The organism is Paenalcaligenes sp. Me52 (assembly GCF_050487965.1).
GTDB lineage: Bacteria > Pseudomonadota > Gammaproteobacteria > Burkholderiales > Burkholderiaceae_B > Paenalcaligenes.
Window position 1 is genome coordinate 517,188 of the sequence record NZ_JBKQFO010000001.1, and the last position, 20,641, is coordinate 537,828.

Annotated in this window: 17 protein-coding genes; 9 read left to right on the forward strand and 8 right to left on the reverse strand. The window is 50.7% G+C overall.

Going from position 1 to position 20,641, the window contains the following annotated elements; translation table 11 throughout:
- Positions 1 to 42: 42 nt before the first annotated feature.
- Positions 43 to 1,335: a phosphate regulon sensor histidine kinase PhoR gene (gene phoR / locus ACLO87_RS02380; protein WP_135863197.1), complete on the reverse strand. Its 1,293-nt coding sequence runs from the start codon at positions 1,333 to 1,335 to the stop codon at positions 43 to 45.
- Positions 1,332 to 2,042 carry a phosphate regulon transcriptional regulator PhoB gene (gene phoB, locus ACLO87_RS02385; protein WP_135863195.1) on the reverse strand — a complete coding sequence of 237 codons (711 nt, stop codon included), beginning with the start codon at positions 2,040 to 2,042 and terminating at the stop codon, positions 1,332 to 1,334. The genes phoR and phoB overlap by 4 nt, the downstream gene beginning before the upstream one ends.
- Before the next feature lie 177 nt (positions 2,043 to 2,219).
- Between phoB and ubiE the strand changes: the two genes are divergently transcribed.
- Complete coding sequence (ubiE, locus tag ACLO87_RS02390) at positions 2,220 to 2,984, forward strand: bifunctional demethylmenaquinone methyltransferase/2-methoxy-6-polyprenyl-1,4-benzoquinol methylase UbiE (RefSeq protein WP_135863193.1); 765 nt, start codon at positions 2,220 to 2,222, stop codon at positions 2,982 to 2,984.
- 17 nt (positions 2,985 to 3,001) lie between these two features.
- On the opposite strand, the gene ACLO87_RS02395 is transcribed toward ubiE, so the two are convergent.
- The 3 genes from ACLO87_RS02395 to ACLO87_RS02405 form a co-directional block, all read right to left on the reverse strand.
- Positions 3,002 to 3,943 (reverse strand): LysR family transcriptional regulator, encoded by a 942-nt coding sequence (locus ACLO87_RS02395; protein ID WP_135863191.1) that lies wholly within the window; start codon positions 3,941 to 3,943, stop codon positions 3,002 to 3,004.
- A 159-nt stretch (positions 3,944 to 4,102) separates the two neighbouring features.
- Entirely contained in the window at positions 4,103 to 6,172 is a 2,070-nt protein-coding gene (gene metG / locus ACLO87_RS02400; RefSeq protein WP_430222691.1) for a methionine--tRNA ligase, read from the reverse strand.
- An 87-nt stretch (positions 6,173 to 6,259) separates the two neighbouring features.
- Positions 6,260 to 6,538 carry a hypothetical protein gene (locus tag ACLO87_RS02405; RefSeq protein WP_135863187.1) on the reverse strand — a complete coding sequence of 93 codons (279 nt, stop codon included), beginning with the start codon at positions 6,536 to 6,538 and terminating at the stop codon, positions 6,260 to 6,262.
- 106 nt (positions 6,539 to 6,644) lie between these two features.
- Between ACLO87_RS02405 and apbC the strand changes: the two genes are divergently transcribed.
- From apbC to gcvH, 7 genes are all read left to right on the forward strand, one after another.
- Positions 6,645 to 7,733, forward strand: coding sequence for an iron-sulfur cluster carrier protein ApbC (gene apbC, locus ACLO87_RS02410; protein ID WP_135863185.1), 1,089 nt, complete (start codon positions 6,645 to 6,647; stop codon positions 7,731 to 7,733).
- A gap of 26 nt (positions 7,734 to 7,759) precedes the next feature.
- Positions 7,760 to 9,529 carry an autotransporter assembly complex protein TamA gene (locus ACLO87_RS02415; RefSeq protein WP_135863183.1) on the forward strand — a complete coding sequence of 590 codons (1,770 nt, stop codon included), beginning with the start codon at positions 7,760 to 7,762 and terminating at the stop codon, positions 9,527 to 9,529.
- Positions 9,526 to 13,089 carry a translocation/assembly module TamB domain-containing protein gene (locus ACLO87_RS02420; protein ID WP_430222692.1) on the forward strand — a complete coding sequence of 1,188 codons (3,564 nt, stop codon included), beginning with the start codon at positions 9,526 to 9,528 and terminating at the stop codon, positions 13,087 to 13,089. The genes ACLO87_RS02415 and ACLO87_RS02420 overlap by 4 nt, the downstream gene beginning before the upstream one ends.
- 73 nt (positions 13,090 to 13,162) lie before the next feature.
- Positions 13,163 to 13,729 (forward strand): dCTP deaminase, encoded by a 567-nt coding sequence (gene dcd / locus ACLO87_RS02425; RefSeq protein ID WP_135863179.1) that lies wholly within the window; start codon positions 13,163 to 13,165, stop codon positions 13,727 to 13,729.
- A 10-nt stretch (positions 13,730 to 13,739) separates the two neighbouring features.
- The gene (locus ACLO87_RS02430; RefSeq protein WP_135863177.1) at positions 13,740 to 16,001 is read left to right on the forward strand and encodes an arginine/lysine/ornithine decarboxylase; all 2,262 of its coding nucleotides are present in this window, start codon (positions 13,740 to 13,742) and stop codon (positions 15,999 to 16,001) included.
- Positions 16,001 to 17,227, forward strand: a complete 1,227-nt coding sequence (locus ACLO87_RS02435; protein WP_430222693.1) for a BaiN/RdsA family NAD(P)/FAD-dependent oxidoreductase — start codon at positions 16,001 to 16,003, stop codon at positions 17,225 to 17,227. Before ACLO87_RS02430 ends, ACLO87_RS02435 begins: the two co-directional genes overlap by 1 nt.
- Before the next feature lie 46 nt (positions 17,228 to 17,273).
- Positions 17,274 to 17,654, forward strand: a complete 381-nt coding sequence (gene gcvH / locus ACLO87_RS02440) for a glycine cleavage system protein GcvH (RefSeq protein ID WP_430222694.1) — start codon at positions 17,274 to 17,276, stop codon at positions 17,652 to 17,654.
- 208 nt (positions 17,655 to 17,862) lie between these two features.
- Here the strand turns inward: gcvH and ACLO87_RS02445 are convergent, their stop codons facing one another.
- The 3 genes from ACLO87_RS02445 to ACLO87_RS02455 are packed head-to-tail and all read right to left on the reverse strand — an operon-like array spanning position 17,863 to position 19,585.
- The gene (locus tag ACLO87_RS02445; RefSeq protein WP_430222695.1) at positions 17,863 to 18,360 is read right to left on the reverse strand and encodes a dihydrofolate reductase; all 498 of its coding nucleotides are present in this window, start codon (positions 18,358 to 18,360) and stop codon (positions 17,863 to 17,865) included.
- On the reverse strand, positions 18,357 to 19,157 hold the full coding sequence (locus ACLO87_RS02450) for a thymidylate synthase (protein ID WP_135864997.1): 801 nt from the start codon (positions 19,155 to 19,157) through the stop codon (positions 18,357 to 18,359). Before ACLO87_RS02450 ends, ACLO87_RS02445 begins: the two co-directional genes overlap by 4 nt.
- A gap of 5 nt (positions 19,158 to 19,162) precedes the next feature.
- Complete coding sequence (locus ACLO87_RS02455) at positions 19,163 to 19,585, reverse strand: OsmC family protein (protein WP_135864999.1); 423 nt, start codon at positions 19,583 to 19,585, stop codon at positions 19,163 to 19,165.
- A 288-nt stretch (positions 19,586 to 19,873) separates the two neighbouring features.
- Here ACLO87_RS02455 and coq7 point away from each other — a divergent pair, with 288 nt between their 5' ends.
- Positions 19,874 to 20,488, forward strand: coding sequence for a 2-polyprenyl-3-methyl-6-methoxy-1,4-benzoquinone monooxygenase (gene coq7 / locus ACLO87_RS02460; protein WP_430223710.1), 615 nt, complete (start codon positions 19,874 to 19,876; stop codon positions 20,486 to 20,488).
- Positions 20,489 to 20,641 lie beyond the last annotated feature (153 nt).

A 20,641-nucleotide genomic window follows, 5' to 3' on the forward strand; every position in this document is an offset into this window, starting at 1 on the left:
TATACACCACAACGAAAAATGCACCCTAGCGGGTGCATTTTTTTATAGGGTGCGTACACGTAGCGGAGCAAACCGCAGTGTAAACATGCTTCCCGTACCAAACTGGCTTTGAATCAACAGTTCGGCGTTGTGGCGCATGGCTACATGGCGAGTGATGGCTAAGCCTAGGCCTGTGCCACCAGTGGCTCTGGAGCGGCCTTTGTCGGCGCGGTAGAAGCGCTCGGTTAGGCGGGGAATGTCTTGTGGTGCAATGCCTATGCCAGTGTCTTGCACTGAATAACAGGCGCCACCATCTTCAGTACTGTACCAACTGACGGTGATCGTGCCATCTTTAGGGGTGTAGCGTATGGCGTTAGTCAGCAGGTTGGAAATGGCAGAGGTTAATTCGTTTTCAGAGCCCACAATGCACAAGGCTGGGTCTATGTTTTCGACGAACTGGTGTTGCCCGTTGGAAAGCGCTTTGGCTTGTTCCAAGGCGTGTTGAATAATCAAGCTAACGCGTACGGGTCTACCTTCTGTAGGGGGCGAGGATTCCAGCGTCGATAGAGTAAGCAAGTCGGCCACAATAGCCTGCATATGCTGCGCTTGTTCGAACATCATTTGTTCGTAGCGCTCTCGTTGTTCTACGCTGAAACTGTCCGCAGGGTGTTCGCGTAAGGTTTCTAAGAAACCAAATAGCACCGTCAGCGGGGTACGCAATTCATGCGACACATTAGCGACGAAGTCTTTGCGGGTGGTTTCCAGTTTTTCTACTTGGGTGACATCACGGGTCACCATCAAGAACTGGCCAAATCCATACGGGCTAAGCTGTATGAGCAGAGACTTATCCAAACCTGCTTGCTCGGTATGCAGCAGCAGCGGGCTATCCCACTTATTCTGACTCACGTATTGTGTGAATTCCGGTGCACGCAGAATATTGAAAATGCTGTGGTGCATGTCGGTATCTAGGTTCAAACCTAGATGCTCTGCGGCAGTTTGGTTGCACCACTGTAGCCCCATGCTTTCATCTAAAGTGATCGCACCATCAGGTAGGGCTTCTGCCGCAAGCATAATGGCTTCGATGCCACGATTTAGCGACGCGATTTGCTCACGGTCAGCTTTGAGCTGTCTGTAGACCGGAGCGAGAATCTCATCCCATGGCCCAATAGAGACTGGTGGAGGTTGATGCAAGTCACGCACCCAACCTCGTATTTTTTGTAATTGCATGCCGCTGATTAACACCATCAACAGCAGACCTAGGGCAAAAACGGCCCAGCCTATGGTGCTGCCTAGCCAAGAACCTAATAACACGGCCAAGATGGCCCAAGCAGCAATGGAATAAAGGGTTTTGTTCATGATTTGCCGGAGCTGGCAGAAAGCACGGCAGAAAAGCGGTAGCCAGCACCACGTACGGTTTCAATGTGCGCATCGTGACCGCTAGGTTCCAGTGCTTTACGCAGGCGACGTATATGTACGTCTACGGTGCGTTCTTCCACAAATACGTGGTCACCCCATACTTGATCCAGCAACTGGGTGCGAGAGAAAACGCGTTCAGTGTGAGTCATGAAGAAGTGCAGCAGTCTAAACTCTGTAGGTCCGATATTCAGTACCTGCTCACTACCTGTTACGCGGTGTGTGGCAGGGTCCAGTTGCAGAGAGCCTATCTGGATCAAGTCATCAGTAAGCTGAGGTGCGCGACGGCGCAGTACAGCTTTGATGCGGGCCAAGAGTTCTTTGGGAGAGAAGGGTTTGGTGATGTAGTCATCCGCACCGGCTTCTAGACCTTCTACCTTATCCAGCTCAGCGCCTTTTGCGGTGAGCATAATAACAGGAATTTCACGGGTGCGTTCATCTGTGCGTAGCTTACGAGCCAGACTAATGCCAGAAGCGCCAGGTAGCATCCAATCTAGTAGAATTAGATCAGGCAATTCGGCATTAATCAGAGTTTGTGCTTGCTCTGCATCGGCTGCGCGTAGCACTTTGTGGCCTGCAAAACTCAAGTTAACAGCAATCAGTTCTTGGATCGCCGGCTCGTCTTCAACAACAAGAATAGTCGTACTCATACTCTTCATTCCAAACAGTGGTTTGCACGCATATAACGTGAATCATAGCCCATATGATATGGCGTCTATATTTCAGGTTTGTGACGAAAACCAGAGTCTATGAACTGAATGGGCTTTTACGGCTTTTCTTGGTAGCGAAGTAACGCCAAAAGCGCTTTTTGAGGTACGATACGCATCATGGAAAAAAATCACCAAACCCCTCCAAACGAAAGCACTACGCATTTCGGATTTCAGACGGTACGCGAAGCTGAAAAGGCTTCACGCGTTGCCGAGGTATTTCACTCCGTAGCCACTAAATACGACGTCATGAACGATTTGATGTCTGGCGGCTTGCACCGTATATGGAAGCATTTCACGGTGGGCAGAGCCGATGTGCGCCCGGGGATGAAAGTACTGGATATCGCTGGGGGTACAGGTGATATTGCTAAAGCATTGGCCAAAAAAGCAGGCCCTTCTGGCGAAGTGTGGTTAACGGATATCAACAGTTCTATGCTGGGGGTTGGCCGCGATCGCATGTTGGATAACGGGTTGGTGTTACCCGTTGCGGTCTGTGATGCCGAGTTCCTGCCTTTCCCATCGGGCTACTTTGATCGTGTGACGGTGGCTTTTGGCCTACGTAATATGACACACAAAGACAAAGCTTTGGCTGAAATGCGTCGCGTGTTGAAACCCGGTGGCAAGCTGCTGGTGTTGGAGTTCTCGCGTATTGCTAAGCCGCTAGAAAAAGCTTACGACTGGTACTCGTTTAATATCCTGCCTAAAGTAGGTCAGGTTGTGGCGAACGATGCAGAAAGCTACCGCTACTTGGCGGAATCTATTCGTATGCACCCCGACCAAGATACCTTGGCTGAAATGATGCGTTCGGTGGGTTTGGAGCGTGTGCAGTATTTCAATCTGACAGCCGGCATCGCTGCGCTGCACGAAGGCGTACGTCTAGAGTAAGACGTACCCGATACGTCTTAACTGCTTAGCCACACGCTAGCATCTAAACTGGCTTTAGAGTCTGCAGGATTTAGCTCCGCAAAGCGGCGCATTTCCTGCATGGCAGCGTTCACAATAGTAGTGGTGAGCGATGCAATCACATCCGGGCGCCAACTGGCGACTAAGCTCATATCGGGCAAGCTGATATCGCACTTCAGCTCACAAAAACGTCCTTCCAAAAAGCCGCTACGATACGCCGCCAGCGGTACAGCCCCTACACCAATTCCCGCTTCCAATAAGTACATGCTTGCTGCAATAGAAGATACGTGGTGAATTTTGGTGTGCTGTAAGCCTTCCTGTTCCAGAATATTCAACAGCAGCAAATGTGGCTGAGAGTGTCTGGGGAAGGTCACTATAGAACTATTTTGCAGGATATCAGCCAGTTTGACTGGTTGCTGGGGCAACTGCGTACAAGCAATAATCCAGCCCATTTTCATGGTCCCTACGGGGGCGTTATGTACTCCCTCGGCGAGAATAGGGTCAGTCTGCAAGGCTACATCTATTAGTCCGCGCTTGAGCAGGTCATGCAAACGCATACTGGACTCTACCGTTAGCTCGATTTCAATTTCGGGGTGGTGTTCGTGCAGGGTGCTGATAAATGAGGTAAACCAGGTGTGCACCACAGAATCAATAATGCCTAGTCTGACGCGGCCACGCACAGTAACTGGCGCTTTAAGCTCTTTAAGCAACTCTTGTTCCAAATGCAGCATCTGTTTGGAATAGCCCAGTAGCTTCTGCCCCGCAGACGTTAACAGTAAACCGCGTTTGCCACGCTCAAAGAGTTGTTGCTCTAGATCGCTTTCTAACGAGGCTATGCGGCTGGAAATAGCCGCTTGGGTCAGGTGTAGCTTATTGGCGGCGGCTTTAAAGCTGCCTAGCTTGGCGATCCAGATAAACGTTTCTAGAAAACGTAGATTCATGGTGGTGCGGCACTGAAGTAATAGATAAGGTTCTATTGTACGAAGTTGTAGGTGTTACAGGGGTTTCTTTACGTAGCGAGCGCGGTGGTGAGCGGTTAAAAAATAAGGGGGAAAGCTGTGTGAGCTTTCCCCCTTATGCGGTGTAGCTATCAGCAGAAATTAGCTGATGCGCATACCTGGTGTGGCGCCGCTGTGTGGTTCCAGAATAAACAGGCCGTTGTTTACTTTGCTGTCGTTGTGGCTGGCTGCTAGTACCATGCCTTCGGACACGCCAAAACGCATTTTTCTAGGGGCCAAGTTAGCCACTACCACGGTTAGCTTGCCAATCAGATCTTCGGGTTTGTAGGCAGATTTAATGCCGGAGAAAATCTGACGGTGGCGGCCTTCGTCTAAGTCTAGAGTTAGACACAGTAGTTTGTCAGAGCCTTCTACTTCGGTGCAGTTCACAATCTTGGCTACACGCAGATCGATTTTGCCGAAATCTTTGATATCAATAGTGTCAGCAATGACTTCGCCACCAGGTTCTACGATTGGCGCCTCAGGAGGGGCCAACAGTTCGTCGAGTTTGGTGGGTTCTACGCGTTGCAATAAGTGTTTGAATGCGGCGATACGTGTAGGCAGTTCTGCTGCATCGGTCCATACAAAGTCGCGGTCCATTTCCAGCAGTTCGCGAGCCACTTTTTGGCTTAGCTGCGGCAAGATTGGGGACAGCATCACAGACAAAGCTTTGAAACCAGCCAAGGCGCGCGAGCAGATGTCTTGCAATTCAGCTTTCTGCTCTGCAGACGCATCAGCAATACCTTTGGCCAACAGCCATGGCTTGGCGTTATCAAAGGCTTGGTTGATTTGGTCAGCCAAGGCCATGATTTGACGCACAGCACGGCCGTATTCACGACGTTCTAGGTCGGCGCGAATGGTGTCGGCCACAGCGGCGAAGTTGGCTTGCATTTCAGTGGTGTCACCCACGTAAGCCAATTGACCATCAAAATGCTTACTAATGAAGCTTGCAGCACGGCTAGCAATGTTGACGTATTTGCCCACCAAGTCGCTGTTTACACGCGCGATGAAGTCATCTGGGTTGAAATCCATGTCTTCAACGTGAGAGTTCAGTTTGGCGGCGATGTAATAACGCATCCACTCGGCGTCCATGCCTATATCCAAGTAACGCAGTGGCGAAATACCTGTACCACGGCTCTTGGACATTTTCTCGCCGCTGACGGTAATGAAGCCGTGTACGTTCAAGGAGTCTGGTGTTTTACGACCAGAGAATTTCAACATAGCAGGCCAGAACAATGCGTGGAAGTACACAATGTCTTTACCAATGAAGTGCACCTGTTCGGTGTCGCCATTGGGATCCATCAAGGCATCAAAGTCCATGCCTTTGACTTCGCAGTAGGATTTCAGCGAGGCCAAGTAGCCTACTGGCGCATCCAGCCATACGTAGAAGTATTTGCCGGGAGCATCAGGAATAGGTGTGCCGAAGTAGGGCTCATCACGCGAGATGTCCCAGTCATTCAGATTGCTTTCACCGTCGTCATCTTTACCTAACCACTCACGGGTTTTACCCAGCACTTCAGATTGCAGGCGTGGATTGCCGTGACGGTCTACACCGGTGGTCCATTCTTTCAAGAAGGCCACACATTTAGGGTCAGACAGACGGAAGAAGAAGTGTTCTGAACTACGCATTACAGGCGTAGCATTAGTCAGAGTGGAGTATGGGTTGATCAGGTCGGTAGGGGAGTATACCGAGCTACATACTTCACAGGAGTCACCGTACTGATCTTTAGCTTTACAGGAAGGGCATTCGCCTTTGATGTAGCGATCAGGCAGGAACATACCTTTAACTGGGTCATAGAACTGTTCAATAGTGCGGGTTTCAATGAAACCTGCAGCCTTTAGCTCTTTATAGATGCTTTGTGACAGCTCTTTGTTCTCTGGCGAGTTGGTACGATGCCAGTGATCAAATTTGATATGAAACCCGTTTAGGTAGTGAGGGCGCTCGGACGCAATACGCTCAACCAGTTGGTCAGGCGTAATGCCTTCGGCCTCTGCTTTAAGCATGATGGGTGCGCCGTGCGCATCATCCGCCCCTACGAAGTGCACTGTGTGGCCCGACATTCGCATTGACCGGACCCAGATATCGGCTTGGATGTATTCCATGATATGGCCGATGTGAAAAGAACCATTGGCGTAGGGTAGGGCCGTAGTAACGAAAATCGTGCGTGACATATGCTTTATCTAGGGTTAAAGAAGGGTATACCCTCATGCTGATGAGGGAAGCCCAGAAAGGATAGCAGATGCTGTGGTAAAAATCTGCTAGTTGAGTTCGCGCATCTCTATGTCGCTGACGTTTTGTGGCTTGGGTGGTCGCGCCTTGTTTTGCTGACGCTCTTGGAAAGCTTGAGCAGGGTTTGGACGGCGGCGGTTTTGCCAGTAAGAGCGAATACCAAATGGACGGCCACTAATACGCGCAACTATATATAGGATGGCAATGGCTAAGGCTGTAGACGCCATGAAAATAACCGCCATAATCATGCCTATGACAGTCAGCATTGCGAATAGTACAGCTCGGAGTATTTGAGTAAATGTATTCATAGCATTAAGTATGACAGCTTTTGATGCAAAAAATTCCCTCGTTCCGCTATTTTTACAGTGGCGGTTGTTGTAGTGTTAGCACGTATCTGTGCAGGAAGATGATTAAATGAATGTAAACACAGTTGATGTGGTGAATGCGTTACGTAACGTAACGGATCCCTATACACGTAAAAAACTGGAAGTTAGCCCTGAAAGTTGCTGTGTCACGCTGAATGGGCAGGTGGCAGATATTGCATTGAACTTGGGTTACACCACCGACAGTAGTGGTCAGGAACAGTTCAAGGAACGCTTGGTTCCAGCATTGCAAAGCGTAGGAGTAACGTTGGGCAAACTTACTCTGGGGCTAAAAGTGCTGACACACGCAGTACAACCTGACTTACGCCCTATGGGTAACGTGCGCAATATTATTGCGGTGGCCTCGGGTAAAGGCGGCGTGGGTAAAAGTACGACTTCGGTGAACTTGGCGTTGGCACTACATATGCAAGGCGCACGCGTAGGGTTGCTGGATGCGGATATTTACGGCCCTAGCGTACCGACAATGTTGGGCCTAAGTGGCAAGCCGCAAATGACACCAGAAAACCTAATGAAGCCCATGATTGGCCATGGGTTGCAGGCAAATTCTATTGGCTTTTTGATCGATGACGATGCGCCGGCAATCTGGCGTGGTCCTATGGTCACCCAAGCGTTGCTGCAGTTGTTGACGCAAACAGCATGGGAAGATTTGGATTACCTGATCATCGATATGCCTCCGGGTACAGGTGATATCGCACTGACCTTGTCGCAGAAGGTGCCACTGACGGCAGCAGTCGTCGTGACCACGCCACAAGACATGGCGTTGATCGATGCCCGTAAAGGGTTGAAGATGTTTCAAAAGGTAGATGTACCAGTGCTTGGTGTGGTCGAAAACATGTCGGTGCACGTGTGTAGCCAATGCGGTCACGAAGAAGCAATTTTTGGTAAACATGGTGGCCGTGATATGGCAAGTCAGTACAATGTACCCTGGCTGGGGGCACTGCCTTTGGCAATGAGTATTCGGGAGCAAACTGACTCGGGTTTACCTACCGTTTTGGCGGCGCCACAAAGTAGAGAAGCGGCGATTTATCATGAAATCGCCAGCCGCGTGGCTGCTAATGTCGCGGTACTACCCGTGGATATGTCGGCGCAACGTCCTAAGGTTGTGCCCCGAGCTTTATAAGATAATTCTGGTACAGGCGGGTTTTTATGGGTGTACGCACGGCGGGATGGATGCTCGCTCTGGCATGTAGTCAGAGCGTAAGCGCCGCAATGGTGCCTGAGGTAGTGATTGATCCTGGTGGTGTAGGCCCCGAAGCGTTACGCGTTATCCATGGTGCTGTGGAGGCCATCACCCGCCTGGCAGAAGACCAGGATTTATCTGAGATTTCACGTCTGCGCCGTAGAGCGCATGACGCCACAGTGTCTGCTTTGCAAACGCAAGGCTATTACGACTCCATCGTGACGGTGGAAATTGGTGAAATCGGCGAACAGGAAACGTGGGACATCTTGATCCAACCAGGCGTGCGTACCGTGGTGGACAAGGTAGACATCAAGCTAAGCGGACAAATTAACCAGCCCGAATTTGCGGTGCGGGTAGAAGGCTTGCGTGCCGACTTGCCGCTGAAAGTAGGGGATGTATTCCTCAACAACAAATGGTCCAGCGCGAAGCAAGACTTGCTGCTGGGCGTGAAAAGTAAAGATTTCTATTTCGCACGTTATGAACAAACACGTGCTGTGGTACATGCCGAAGAGGGCAAGGCTGATCTGGAGCTAGCTATACGTAGTGGCCCTAGAGTGCGTATGGGGCAGCTCTACACATCAGGCCTGAAACGTGTACCTGAAAGCCTAATCCAACGTTATGTGCGGTACACCCCCGGCGATCCTTACGATCAAGATAAGCTAGACGAATGGCAGCAAGCACTGCAAAACACCAGTTTCTTTATGGGGGCTTTTGTCACCATGGACGATACCTCGCCTAACCAGCGGGTACGTGCTGATGGTGAAGTGGAAATTCCGGTGAGTATTCGTGTGACCGAAGCGCCAGCGCGCCGTTTTACGGGCTCATTAGGTGCAGACAGCGATCACGGTGTACGCGCGGAAGGGTTGTACCGACAAAACGTGGTGTTTGGTTTGCCTGTGTGGACCGAAACGGGGATTGGGGTGGATAAAGATCGTCAGCGTTTCTTTACTGACGTTTACCTGCCCCCTACCATTGGCGGTTACCAGAACAGTCTTGGGGTTCTGGTACAGCATGAAGACATTCAAGGTCTGGAAACTACACGTTTGGCGGGTGGCTGGAAGCTTAGTCATGAGCATAAAAGCCGCGCAGGTGTGGACTATAAAGTGCAGTGGAGCCTGATCGGTTCGTGGGATGAAAACCGTATTGATGGTGTGGGCCGTTTTAAAACGCCTTCAGTAATCGGAACATGGCAGTGGTTGCGTCGCGATGTGGATAGCTTGTATGACCCCACATCCGGCAACTTGCTAGATCTGAACCTAGCGAGTGGTGTAAGTTTAAAGAATAAAAAACCGTTTTATCGCACCAGTTTGCGCGCTCAGCAATGGTGGCCAGTTGGTAACAATGACGTGCTAACCATACGGGGAGAGGTAGGCAAGGTCTGGAAAGATACCGAGTATGTACCGCCTGATTTTGGCTTCCGTACGGGGGGCGCACGCAGCATCCGCGGTTATAGCTATCAAAGCATTGGTCGTCAGCAAGGTGATGCCACAGTAGGGGCGCCTGCATTGGCATTGGCCAGTGTTGAGTACACACATTATTTCACCAGCATGTTTGGTATGACCGCATTTGTGGATGTGGGTGATGCAGCAGAGTCCTTTGGTGATATGAAAGCCTACTTGGGCTACGGTTTGGGTGCTGCGGTCCGTACACCGGCAGGCCCTATTTATGTGGATCTGGCCTATGGTCAGCGTGACCACAAACTACGTCTACACTTTGCGCTGGGGATCGCGTTTTGAGCAAGCGAAGCAAAAAATCCTTCTGGTGGCGTTTGGTTTTTTGGGTAGGCCCCATCGTAGTGATGTTGCTGTTGATGATTTGCGGGTTCTTGTATTGGGCCGTGGCATCACAACCGGGAACACAATGGCTTTTACGTACAGCAGTGTCTTTTGTTGATGGTGAAGTGCGTGGAGTACGTGGTTCGTTGTGGGAAGGTGTGCAAATAGACAGTTTGGACATCAATATTCCGGGCACTAAAGTTGCTGCGCGAGATGCCAAGCTGCAGGTGTTATGGCCTGCGTTGCTACAACGCAAAGTGCATGTGCGCGAGTTGTCTGTGGGCGATTTGGCGGTAGCGCTAGAAACGCTACCCGACGAAGAGCCAGAACCGCCGTCTGACACGCCGTTTGAAATGCCCAGTTTGCCTGTGAATATTCAGGTGGATCAGTTGGCGTTAGGCACGCTAGATTTCAAACAAGATGGTATTGATCTGCCCATTACAGTGGGTGGTTTGACCGCGGCCGCCAGTTTAGAAGATGGGCGGGCCAGCGTATCGGTGCGTAGTCTGGATGTGATTTACGAGCAGATTCACGCTGCTATTCAGTTGCAAGCACGTAGCGAACAATTAGCAGCGCCGTGGCCAATACAGGCCGCTTTGAGTGTGAACGCCAGCACAGAACAGCACGATGCTGTGATTTGTGCGCAGCAGTACCTGCCAGGTTTGGCGGGTAAAACGCCTACAACAGAGTCTGCAGACGCGGCCGCGTGCGAGTTTGAGTTGCAAGCAGGGCTAGAAGGCTCGTTGCAAGGTGTGAAAGTTAATGTGGATGGTAAGGGTCAGGGCGTAAGCCTTGAGGCCGCTGCCGATTTGCTGCCCGAAGCAGCCATGCCATTACGTCAAGCGCTAGTCAATTTGCAAATAGGCAGTGAGACTGAGTTGCAAGCCAAGTTAGATTGGTCTGATGACAATGGTACAGATCGCATACAAGGCACGGTGCACAGTAAAAATCTAGATGTAGCCGCTTTATTGGCAGATGCATCATTGCCGGCTTTGTTGAGCTTGGATGCTGATTACGATGTGCGTTTCAAGCCAGAAATGCAGTTAGATAATGCCAAGTTAAATTTAGCCGTGCACGATGGGTCACGTTGGAATGGTCAGCCGTTACGTGGCAAGGTGGCTGTTGAGGCGCAAGCGGGTACAGCGCCTAGCGGCATGCCTGAATGGGCAGGCTACCAACTGGTAAATAGCGATATACAACTGAACTTGGGCCGCAATACCGTCACCTTGGCTGGTGGTTTTGGTAAGGCTACCGATGTCTTAAATCTGGATGTGGCTTTGCCTGCGGCAGAACAGATATTGGCCAGCTTAAGCAGTGTAGGGGCGGCCACTGTCAAAGGGCAGATTAAAGGCGGTATTGTTCAGCACAATTTGGCCTTGAAAGCGAAGTATGACTTAGGTGGTGATGCTTCTGGGCAAGAGTTAGGCCAAGGGCCTGTAGACGTAGATGTGGCGCTGGATGGAAACTTGAACTACGTTGCAGACCAACCCATACAGTGGCGTGCTGCGGTAGAGCGTTTGAAGGTAAATCACTCGGGGTTTGGTATTCAAACGCTGAGCAAATGGCCCTTGTTCTTGCAATTGCCAGAGGGCGAGCAGCCGTTGCAATTCAAGGCAGAAGCTACTCGCATACAAAGCTTCCTTAATGACCAACCGTGGGTGACGTTGGTGCACCAGTTGTCTGCTTTAGACGGCGAGAACTGGCAAACCGCAGGTGGTTTAGAGCCGTTTTCTATTTCCCCAGCACGCTTAAAAGTGTTGCAGACCAAACTGGGCTTGGATAAAGAGTCAGAGCAGCGCGGTGGTGTGAAAGACATGCGAGCCAGCAGCCAAACTAATCGTTTGGAAGACTTGCGCATGGAGGCAGATTGGAACATTCGTTTCCAAGGTGCATTGGGCGGTCAAATTTCAGTGCGTCATTTGGCAGGCGATATCATGATCCCTGCTGAGCCCTCCTTCCCCTTGGGGCTGACAGAGTTAGGTCTGCAAGTGAATTTGGTGCCTACAGGCAGCGATAGTCGTGTGCAGGCTAGGTTAGCAATTAAAACCAACAAGATGGGCGAAGTGCTGGGGGATGTGAATGCGTTATTGCGCTTCACACCAGAACAAGGTTTTCATCTACGTGACTCCGATTTGGTCAAAGCATCGGTAGAAGCCAATGTGGCAGACTTGGGGTGGACGAACTTGATTTTGGGCGATGCCATGGAGTTGCGTGGCCGCTTGAATGCGAAGTTAGACATGGAAATGCGTCCATCTGGGTATTTCTCCAGTCAGGGGCAGATCCAAGGTCGAGAATTGCGCGTGACTCGTTTGGATGATGGTATTCGTCTGATGGATGGCAGTTTAGACGCACGCATTGATGACCAACGTTTTATTCTGGATCAGTTGTATTTCCCGGCGGTACTGCGTGTAGAGCCTAAGGAGTGGCGTACTGCGACTTGGATTAGTGAAAATCCAGAAGCGAAGGGCGGTTTCTTGAAGGTCTCTGGCGAGTGGGATCTGGAAAACTCTACGGGTAAATTCCTGACAGAGCTATTCCGTTACCCCATCTTGCAGCGTGCTGATAGATATGCGATGGTGAGTGGTAATATCGAGGCCAATCTGGTGATGCCGCAAATTGCGCTTACTGGTAAGGTCATGGTAGATGCGGGTTGGTTTAACCTAGATATGCTGGGCGGCATTCCTACTATTGATAGCGATATCGTGGTGTTGCGAGCTGGCCAAACCATAGAGGATCAGCCACCACCAAGTACGACTGACCTCAGTATGAACGTGGAAGTCGATTTGGGCCCACGTTTCTACTTAACCGGCTATGGGGTGAACTCAGGTTTGGTGGGGCAACTGCGAGTCAGTATGTTTGATGGTCAGTTGAATGGTTTTGGTGCGTTGCGTACGCGTGGTGGTGCAATCGAACAATACGGCCAGCGCTTGCAACTGCGCCGAGGTTCTATCACCTTCCAAGGCGACATCACCAATCCCATTTTGGATATAGAAGCCTTGCGTACAGGGCTGGCTGTGCAGGCGGGTGTGAAGGTGGTGGGTACAGCACGTAAACCACGTATTGACTTGGTATCGTACCCAGATGTTGATAACGTAGAGAAACTGTCGTGGCTGTTGTTCGGTCACGGTACCGATGATAACGGTAGTGATTTGGCGCTGTTATTCTCGGTAGGGGCTTCATTTATTGGTGGTGATGATACGGGTGAACCGTTCTACCGTAAGTTCGGTGTTGATGAAGTCACCATGAAGTCCGGTGAGTTAGGCAGTGCGGGTAGTATCTTGCCGGTAGAGAGCACCATTGGTGGCATTGATAGTGGTACCACCGATATGGAACGCCAATTCTTGCAGATCAGCAAACAGATAGGGTCTAACATTACCTTGAGTTTGCAGCAAGCACTGTCCGACACTGGAACGGTAGGTAGAGCCAGTTATCAGCTCACACGCAGGCTGACTGCAGAACTGAATGTGGGTACGGTGAACGGCTTGGCGTTGGTGTACCGTTGGTTCTCTTCCACGGATTAAAGGTTATTCATGTTGTGATGCTGCATTTGTGCTGTAACAGCATAAAATAGCGCCTTACATCATAGAGGGAAATATGAGTATTAAAAGTGATCGTTGGATTCGTGAACAAGCTGAACAACATGGCATGATTGAGCCGTTTGAAGCAGGCCAAGTGCGTGCGATAAATGGCGAGAAAATCGTAAGCTACGGTACTAGTAGTTACGGTTACGACGTGCGTTGTGCCAACGAGTTCAAGATTTTCACCAACATTAACTCCACCATTGTGGACCCTAAAAACTTTGACGAGGGTTCGTTTGTGGATTTCGTGGGTGATGTATGCATTATTCCACCGAACTCTTTTGCATTAGCTCGTACCGTGGAGTATTTCCGTATTCCTCGTGATGTATTGACCATCTGCTTGGGTAAAAGCACTTATGCGCGTTGCGGTATTATCGTTAACGTCACACCACTGGAACCCGAGTGGGAAGGTCACGTCACTTTAGAGTTTTCTAACACCACACCGCTGCCTGCGAAAATCTACGCTGGCGAAGGTTGTGCACAGATGCTCTTTATTGGTGGCGATCAAATTTGTGAAGTGTCGTACAAAGACCGTGGTGGTAAATACCAAGGTCAGCGTGGTGTAACCCTGCCTCGCACTTAGGAGCTGTGGCATGAAATTTCGTTTTCCTATCGTCATCATTGACGAAGATTATCGTTCCGAAAACGCCTCCGGCCTGGGCATTCGAGCATTAGCCGATGCCATAGAGGCCGAAGGGGTGGAAGTGTTAGGGGTCACCAGTTATGGTGACCTTAGTTCTTTTGCGCAGCAGCAGAGTCGTGCTAGCGCATTTATTCTCTCCATTGATGACGAAGAGTTCAGTGTGGACTCGCGGGAAGACGTCGCTGCAGTCATTCAGAATTTGCGGGAATTCATTGGCGAATTGCGTTTTCGCAATGAGGATATCCCTATTTATTTGTACGGTGAAACACGTACTTCGCAGCATATCCCTAATGATATCTTGCGCGAACTACATGGTTTCATCCACATGTTCGAAGATACGCCAGAGTTCGTAGCGCGCCACATTATCCGTGAGGCACGTGCGTACCTGGATAGCTTGGCACCACCGTTTTTCCGTGAGCTGGTGAAGTACGCTTCTGACGGTTCGTACTCGTGGCACTGCCCCGGTCACTCCGGCGGTGTAGCGTTCTTGAAAAGCCCTGTAGGTCAAATGTTCCACCAATTCTTTGGTGAAAACATGCTGCGTGCCGACGTGTGTAACGCGGTAGACGAATTGGGGCAGTTGTTGGATCACACGGGCCCTGTGGCCGAAGCCGAGCGTAATGCAGCGCGTATTTTCCACGCTGATCACTGCTTTTTCGTGACCAACGGTACGTCTACGTCTAACAAAATTGTGTGGCACGCGAACGTGGCCAACAATGACATCGTGGTGGTTGACCGTAACTGTCACAAATCCATTTTGCACGCGATCACTATGACGGGTGCTATCCCTGTGTTCTTGCGCCCAACGCGTAACCACTTGGGGATTATTGGTCCTATTCCTCTGGAAGAGTTCCACCCAGAGAGCATTCAGCGCAAAATCGAAGCTAATCCTTTTGCAAGCCTCGTTGCTGACAAACGCCCACGTATTTTGACTTTGACGCAAAGTACGTATGACGGCGTGATCTACAACGTAGAGATGATCAAAGAGACCTTAGGCTCTACGCTAGATACCTTGCACTTTGACGAAGCATGGTTGCCACACGCAGCATTCCACGAGTTCTATAGGGATATGCACGCGATTGGCCCAGGGCGTCCACGTAGCAAAGACACCATGATTTACGCGACGCACTCCACGCACAAGCTGTTGGCTGGTTTGTCGCAAGCATCACAAATTACGGTACAAGATGCGGAAGACCGTCCATTGGATCGCAACGTGTTTAACGAAGCGTACCTGATGCACACATCCACATCACCGCAGTACGCCATTATTGCGTCGTGTGATGTGGCTGCTGCGATGATGGAGCCTCCGGGTGGTACTGCCTTGGTTGAGGAAAGCATCAAAGAGGCTCTGGACTTCCGCCGCGCCATGCGTAAAGTGGATGCCGAGTACGGCGATGATGAGTGGTGGTTCAAGGTTTGGGGCCCCGATCACCTGGTTAGCGAAGACATTGGTACACGCGAAGACTGGTTGCTGGAGTCCGACGACGAATGGCACGGTTTTGGTGATTTGGCTGATGGCTTCAACATGCTGGATCCAATCAAAGCCACTGTGGTGACTCCGGGCTTGGATATTTCCGGTACGTTTGCTGACACAGGTATTCCGGCAGCATTGGTATCCAAATACTTGGCTGAGCACGGCGTGGTGGTCGAGAAAACCGGCTTGTACTCCTTCTTCATCTTGTTCACTATCGGTATTACTAAAGGCCGTTGGAACACGTTGTTGACCGCCTTGCAGCAGTTCAAAGACGACTACGATCGCAACCAACCGTTGTGGCGCATTCTGCCTGACTTCTGCAAAGAGCATCCACGCTACGAGCGTTTTGGTCTGCGTGATTTGTGTCAGCACATTCACGAGGTGTACCGCAAGTACGACTTGGCACGTTTGACTACCGAGGTGTACTTGAGCGACATGGTTCCAGCCATGAAGCCATCAGACGCTTACGCCAAAATGGCGCACCGCGAAGTAGAGCGTGTAGGCATTGACGAGCTGGAAGGGCGCGTAACAGGTGTGCTGTTAACACCGTACCCACCCGGTATTCCTCTGTTGATTCCTGGCGAGCGTTTCAACCGCATGATTGTGGATTACTTGAAGTTCGCGCGTGAGTTCAATGCCCAGTTCCCTGGCTTTGAAACCTACGTACACGGGTTGGCACAAGATACGGATGCGGATGGCAACTCCCGTTATTACGTGGATTGCATTCGCGAGTATTAATGGCTGCTCCTGTTTATGAGGTAGCCGTCATCGGTGCCGGTGCTGCCGGCATGATGGCGGCCAGTGTGGCTGGTCAGCGTGGGTTGCGTGTGGTTTTAATTGATCACGCCACCAAGCTGGGTGAAAAAATCCGTATCTCGGGTGGTGGGCGCTGTAACTTCACCAACTTGGGCACTACACCAGCCAACTATATTTCTAAGAATCCGCATTTCTGTAGGTCGGCGCTATCGGCGTATACCCCTCAGGACTTTCTGCGGTTGCTCAAAGAGTACGGTATTGCTTGGCATGAGAAGCATAAGGGCCAGCTTTTTTGCGACGACTCGGCGGAAGACATCATTCAGATGCTGCGCCAAGAGTGCGAGAAAGGGCAGGTATCTTGGCGCATGCCGTGTGCAGTGGATGCCATAGATCAACAAGACAATGGGTTTGCTATACGTTCCAGTCACGGCACAATTGCGGCTAAGCAAGTGGTGATTGCAACAGGTGGTATGGCAATTCCGCAGTTGGGCGCGACCGACTTCGCTTTAAAACTGGCCCGCCAATTTGACCTGAAAGTTATAGAGCCTAGGCCTGCGTTGGTGCCGCTACAGTTCGATGGTGGTGAGTGGCAGCCCTTTGTGACACTGAGCGGCATGTCGTCGCCTGTGCGCCTGAGTGTGCCTGCTGTGGCTAAGCCTAGAATGAAGTTTGACGAAGATCTGCTGTTTACCCACAGAGGCTTATCAGGCCCAGGTATTTTGCAAATCTCCAGTTACTGGGAGCCGGGCGAGGCCTTAGCCATTGATTTGGCACCTGATACGGATATGGAAGCACTGCTGTTGGAAGCCAAATCTGGCGGTAAGCAGCAGGTAGGTAATTTATTGAGCCAACATTGGCCCAAGCGATTGGTAGAGCATTGGTTACCTGCACATCCTCAGTTACCTGAGGGGTTGTTGCAGCAACGCGTGGCCGATGTGCCTGATAAGGTATTAAGGCAGCTAGCCGCGTCTATACATCGTTGGGAACTACAGCCTTCAGGTACTGCTGGCTACAAAAAGGCAGAAGTGATGCGCGGTGGTGTAGACACCGCCATGTTGGATCAGCGCAGTCTGCAGGTACGTTCTGTGCCGGGGTTGTATTTTATCGGTGAAGCCGTGGATGTCACGGGTTGGTTAGGCGGCTATAATTTTCAATGGGCTTGGGCATCAGGCGTGGCGTGTGGGCGAGCACTACAGCCAGCAGCATGACCTAAAGCATGCCGCATAAACACTACTATAGAGAAAAAGGAACAGCATGAATCTGCCTGGAGATCGCAAGTATGCGCCTACCCACGAATGGGTATTGGAAGACAACGGCCTATTGCAGGTAGGTATTACCGATCATGCCCAAGAGCAGTTGGGTGATTTGGTGTTTGTGGGTGATTTTGCTACGGGTAAAACCTTGTCAGCTGGTGAGACAGCGGGTGTGGTGGAGTCGGTTAAAGCAGCATCAGATATTTATGCACCCGTAGCGGGTGAAGTGGTGGAATTTAATACCACGTTGTCTGATCAGCCTGAACTGTTGAATACCGAGCCATACCAAAGCTGGATCTTTAAACTGCGCCCACAAAATGCGGCTGATGTGCAGAGTCTGCTGAATGCGGATGAGTACGATGCCGTGAAAGATGATAACTAAGTTGTGCGATTGTGTTTGTTGAGCCAGTAGAAGGCTCAACACAAAATGCCGGTGGTGCTAACGGTATAGCCAGCGGTTAGTCACACTACCAATAAAAAATCCCTACGTGCGTTATTGCCACGTAGGGATTTTTTTATGACAGTAGCTTTGGCACAGCGTGCGGTAGCTAACGTAGGTACACGCTACAAAGTAGGGCGTAACGAGTGTGTTAACGCTTGCGGGTGTAATGCACAAAATCGTAGCGGTAGCCGTTTTCTTCTGGCTGTGGGCTACGAGAAACCTCTTGCCATACAGCAGGGTCTAACTCGGGGAAGAAGGTATCACCCGGTACTTCTGCTTGTACTTCGGTGGCGTAGATGTCATCGGCAACGTCCAGACCTTGAGTGAAAATCTGTTCGCCACCAATAATGCAGCAGTCCTCGGTGTCTTGGCATGCTGCTAAGGCAGCATCCAGACTGCCATGTACGCTGGCACCATCAGCCATGTAGGTAGCATTACGGCTAATCACTAGGTTAGGACGACCCGGTAGTGGGCGGCCCAAGCTTTCCCAGGTTTTTCTACCCATGATAATAGGCAGACCTAAGGTGAGTTTTTTGAAGTGTGCCAAATCGGCAGGCAGTCGCCACGGCAACTGATTATCCATACCTATGCTGCGGTTGCGCGCATAGGCAACCACCATGCGGATGTGGGGGCGTACAGAACTCATACGGCTACCGGTGCCTTAATGTGTGGATGTGGATCGTAATCAACGATTTCGAAGTCATCCAATTGATAGTCAAAAATCGACGCGGGTTTGCGTTTGATATTCAGTTTTGGGTAGGCGCGGGGTTCACGAGATAGTTGCAGCTCTACTTGCTCGTAGTGGTTGCTGTACAAGTGGCAATCGCCGCCAGTCCAAATGAAATCACCTACGTCTAAGTCACACTGTTGAGCCACCATGTGAGTCAACAAAGCGTAGCTCGCAATGTTGAACGGTACACCCAAGAAAATATCGGCGCTGCGTTGGTACAGCTGGCAAGATAGTTTGCCGTCAGCCACGTAGAACTGGAAAAAAGCATGGCACGGAGGCAGCGCCATGTTAGAGATTTCTGCCACGTTCCACGCCGACACAATTAGGCGACGGGAGTCGGGGTTATTGCGAATTTGGTCTACCACTTGGCTGATCTGATCTACATGGCCGCCGTCTGGGGTAGGCCAAGAGCGCCATTGCACACCGTACACGGGGCCCAGATTACCATCGGCATCTGCCCATTCATCCCAAATGCTGACGTTGTTTTCTTTGAGCCAAGCAATGTTAGAGTCGCCACGCAAGAACCACAGCAGTTCAATGAAGATACTGCGGGTGTGCAGTTTCTTTGTGGTGACCATCGGGAAGCCTTGCTGTAGGTCAAAGCGCATTTGATGGCCAAATACCGAGCGGGTGCCTGTGCCTGTACGGTCAGCTTTCTCGGTGCCATGTTCGTACACATGGCGCATCAGTTGTTCGTATTGATTAGTGACCATGGCGATTAGACTTCGCGAATCTCAAAGGAGTGGGTGATCTCGGCTGTTTTAGCCAACATCGCCGATGCCGAGCAGTATTTCTCGTGAGACAGCTTTACCGCGCGCTCTACAGCCGCTTCAGTCAGGCCTTTACCACTCACAATGAAAGTGAAGTGAATACGTTCGAACACTTTAGGATCGGTGCCGGCACGCTCGGCTTCCAGTTTGACTTGGCAGCCTTGAATATCGTGACGACCACGCTTAAGGATAAGTACCACATCATAGGCTGCACAGCCACCAGTGCCAGCCAACAGCATTTCCATAGGTCTGGGGGCCAGATTGTGACCACCACCTTCAGGAGCGCCATCCATGGCGGTTACGTGGCCGCTACCTGTAGTAGCAACAAAAAGCATGCCTTCTGGGCCACCCCAGTTGATTGTGCATTCCATGTGTGAAATCTCCGAAAGTCTTCTGGCTGTGTTGCCAACCGCTTATTGTACCGTGATGGTGTCACACGTATAGCCGCCTTTGTAGCACTAGAAATGAGGTTACTAAACCGTAGGTTATAACCAGTAGCGAAGTAGGGCAGTGTTAACATTGTCCTGATTCGCTTAAACGCGTGTAAGGATAAACATATGACAGAAAAGCTTGTTAATACAGAGCAGGCGTTGGTAGCGCACCACTCTGCGCGCCCAGCCCATAAGCCATTGATTCGCCAAAACACTCTCTTTGACAACATGATGGGTGAGTTGAATGCTGCTTTATCGGTATTAAGCCGATCTGCTCAGGCATCACGCCCTAATCCTGCAGGTAAGAAAACCGACCAAGATGGAAGCTTAGATGCACAGCAAACCCGTCACGTAGCAGGATTGATGCGCGTCAATCATGTAGGGGAAGTGTGCGCTCAGGCTTTGTATAGAGGGCAGGCCCTATTAAGTGAGCAAGAATCCCTGCGTCAGTTGTTGCGAGAGGCTGCGGTAGAGGAAGTGGATCACTTAGTGTGGTGCGACGAGCGCTTAAAAGAGCTAAATAGTAGGCCCAGTATCTTTAATCCCTTTTGGTATGTGGCCTCGTTTGGTTTGGGAGTCATTGCCAGTAAAGCAGGAGCGCCTTACAACTTAGGGTTCATGGCCGAAACGGAGCGCCAAGTAGAGCAGCATTTGGATAGTCACTTACAACAGCTACCTGCCGAAGATAACCGCAGTCGTCCTATTTTGGAGCAGATGCTCAAAGACGAAGCCGGTCATCGTATGAGTGCTGAGGCAAATGGTGCTGTGGCATTGCCGGGGCCTATACGCTTTGCCATGCGTTGCATGTCTAAGGTAATGACAGGTACGGCGTACTATATTTAGGCAAATGTTGCGCTGCCGCATTTTTACTACAAAGTGGTGGAAAATACGCGTTGTTCTTGCAATGCACAAAACTAGGGTATACACTAATAACAAATGGATGTAGAACAGAACGCAAGAGTAATAACCCTAACGTTCTAGGCTCAGGTAAATCCT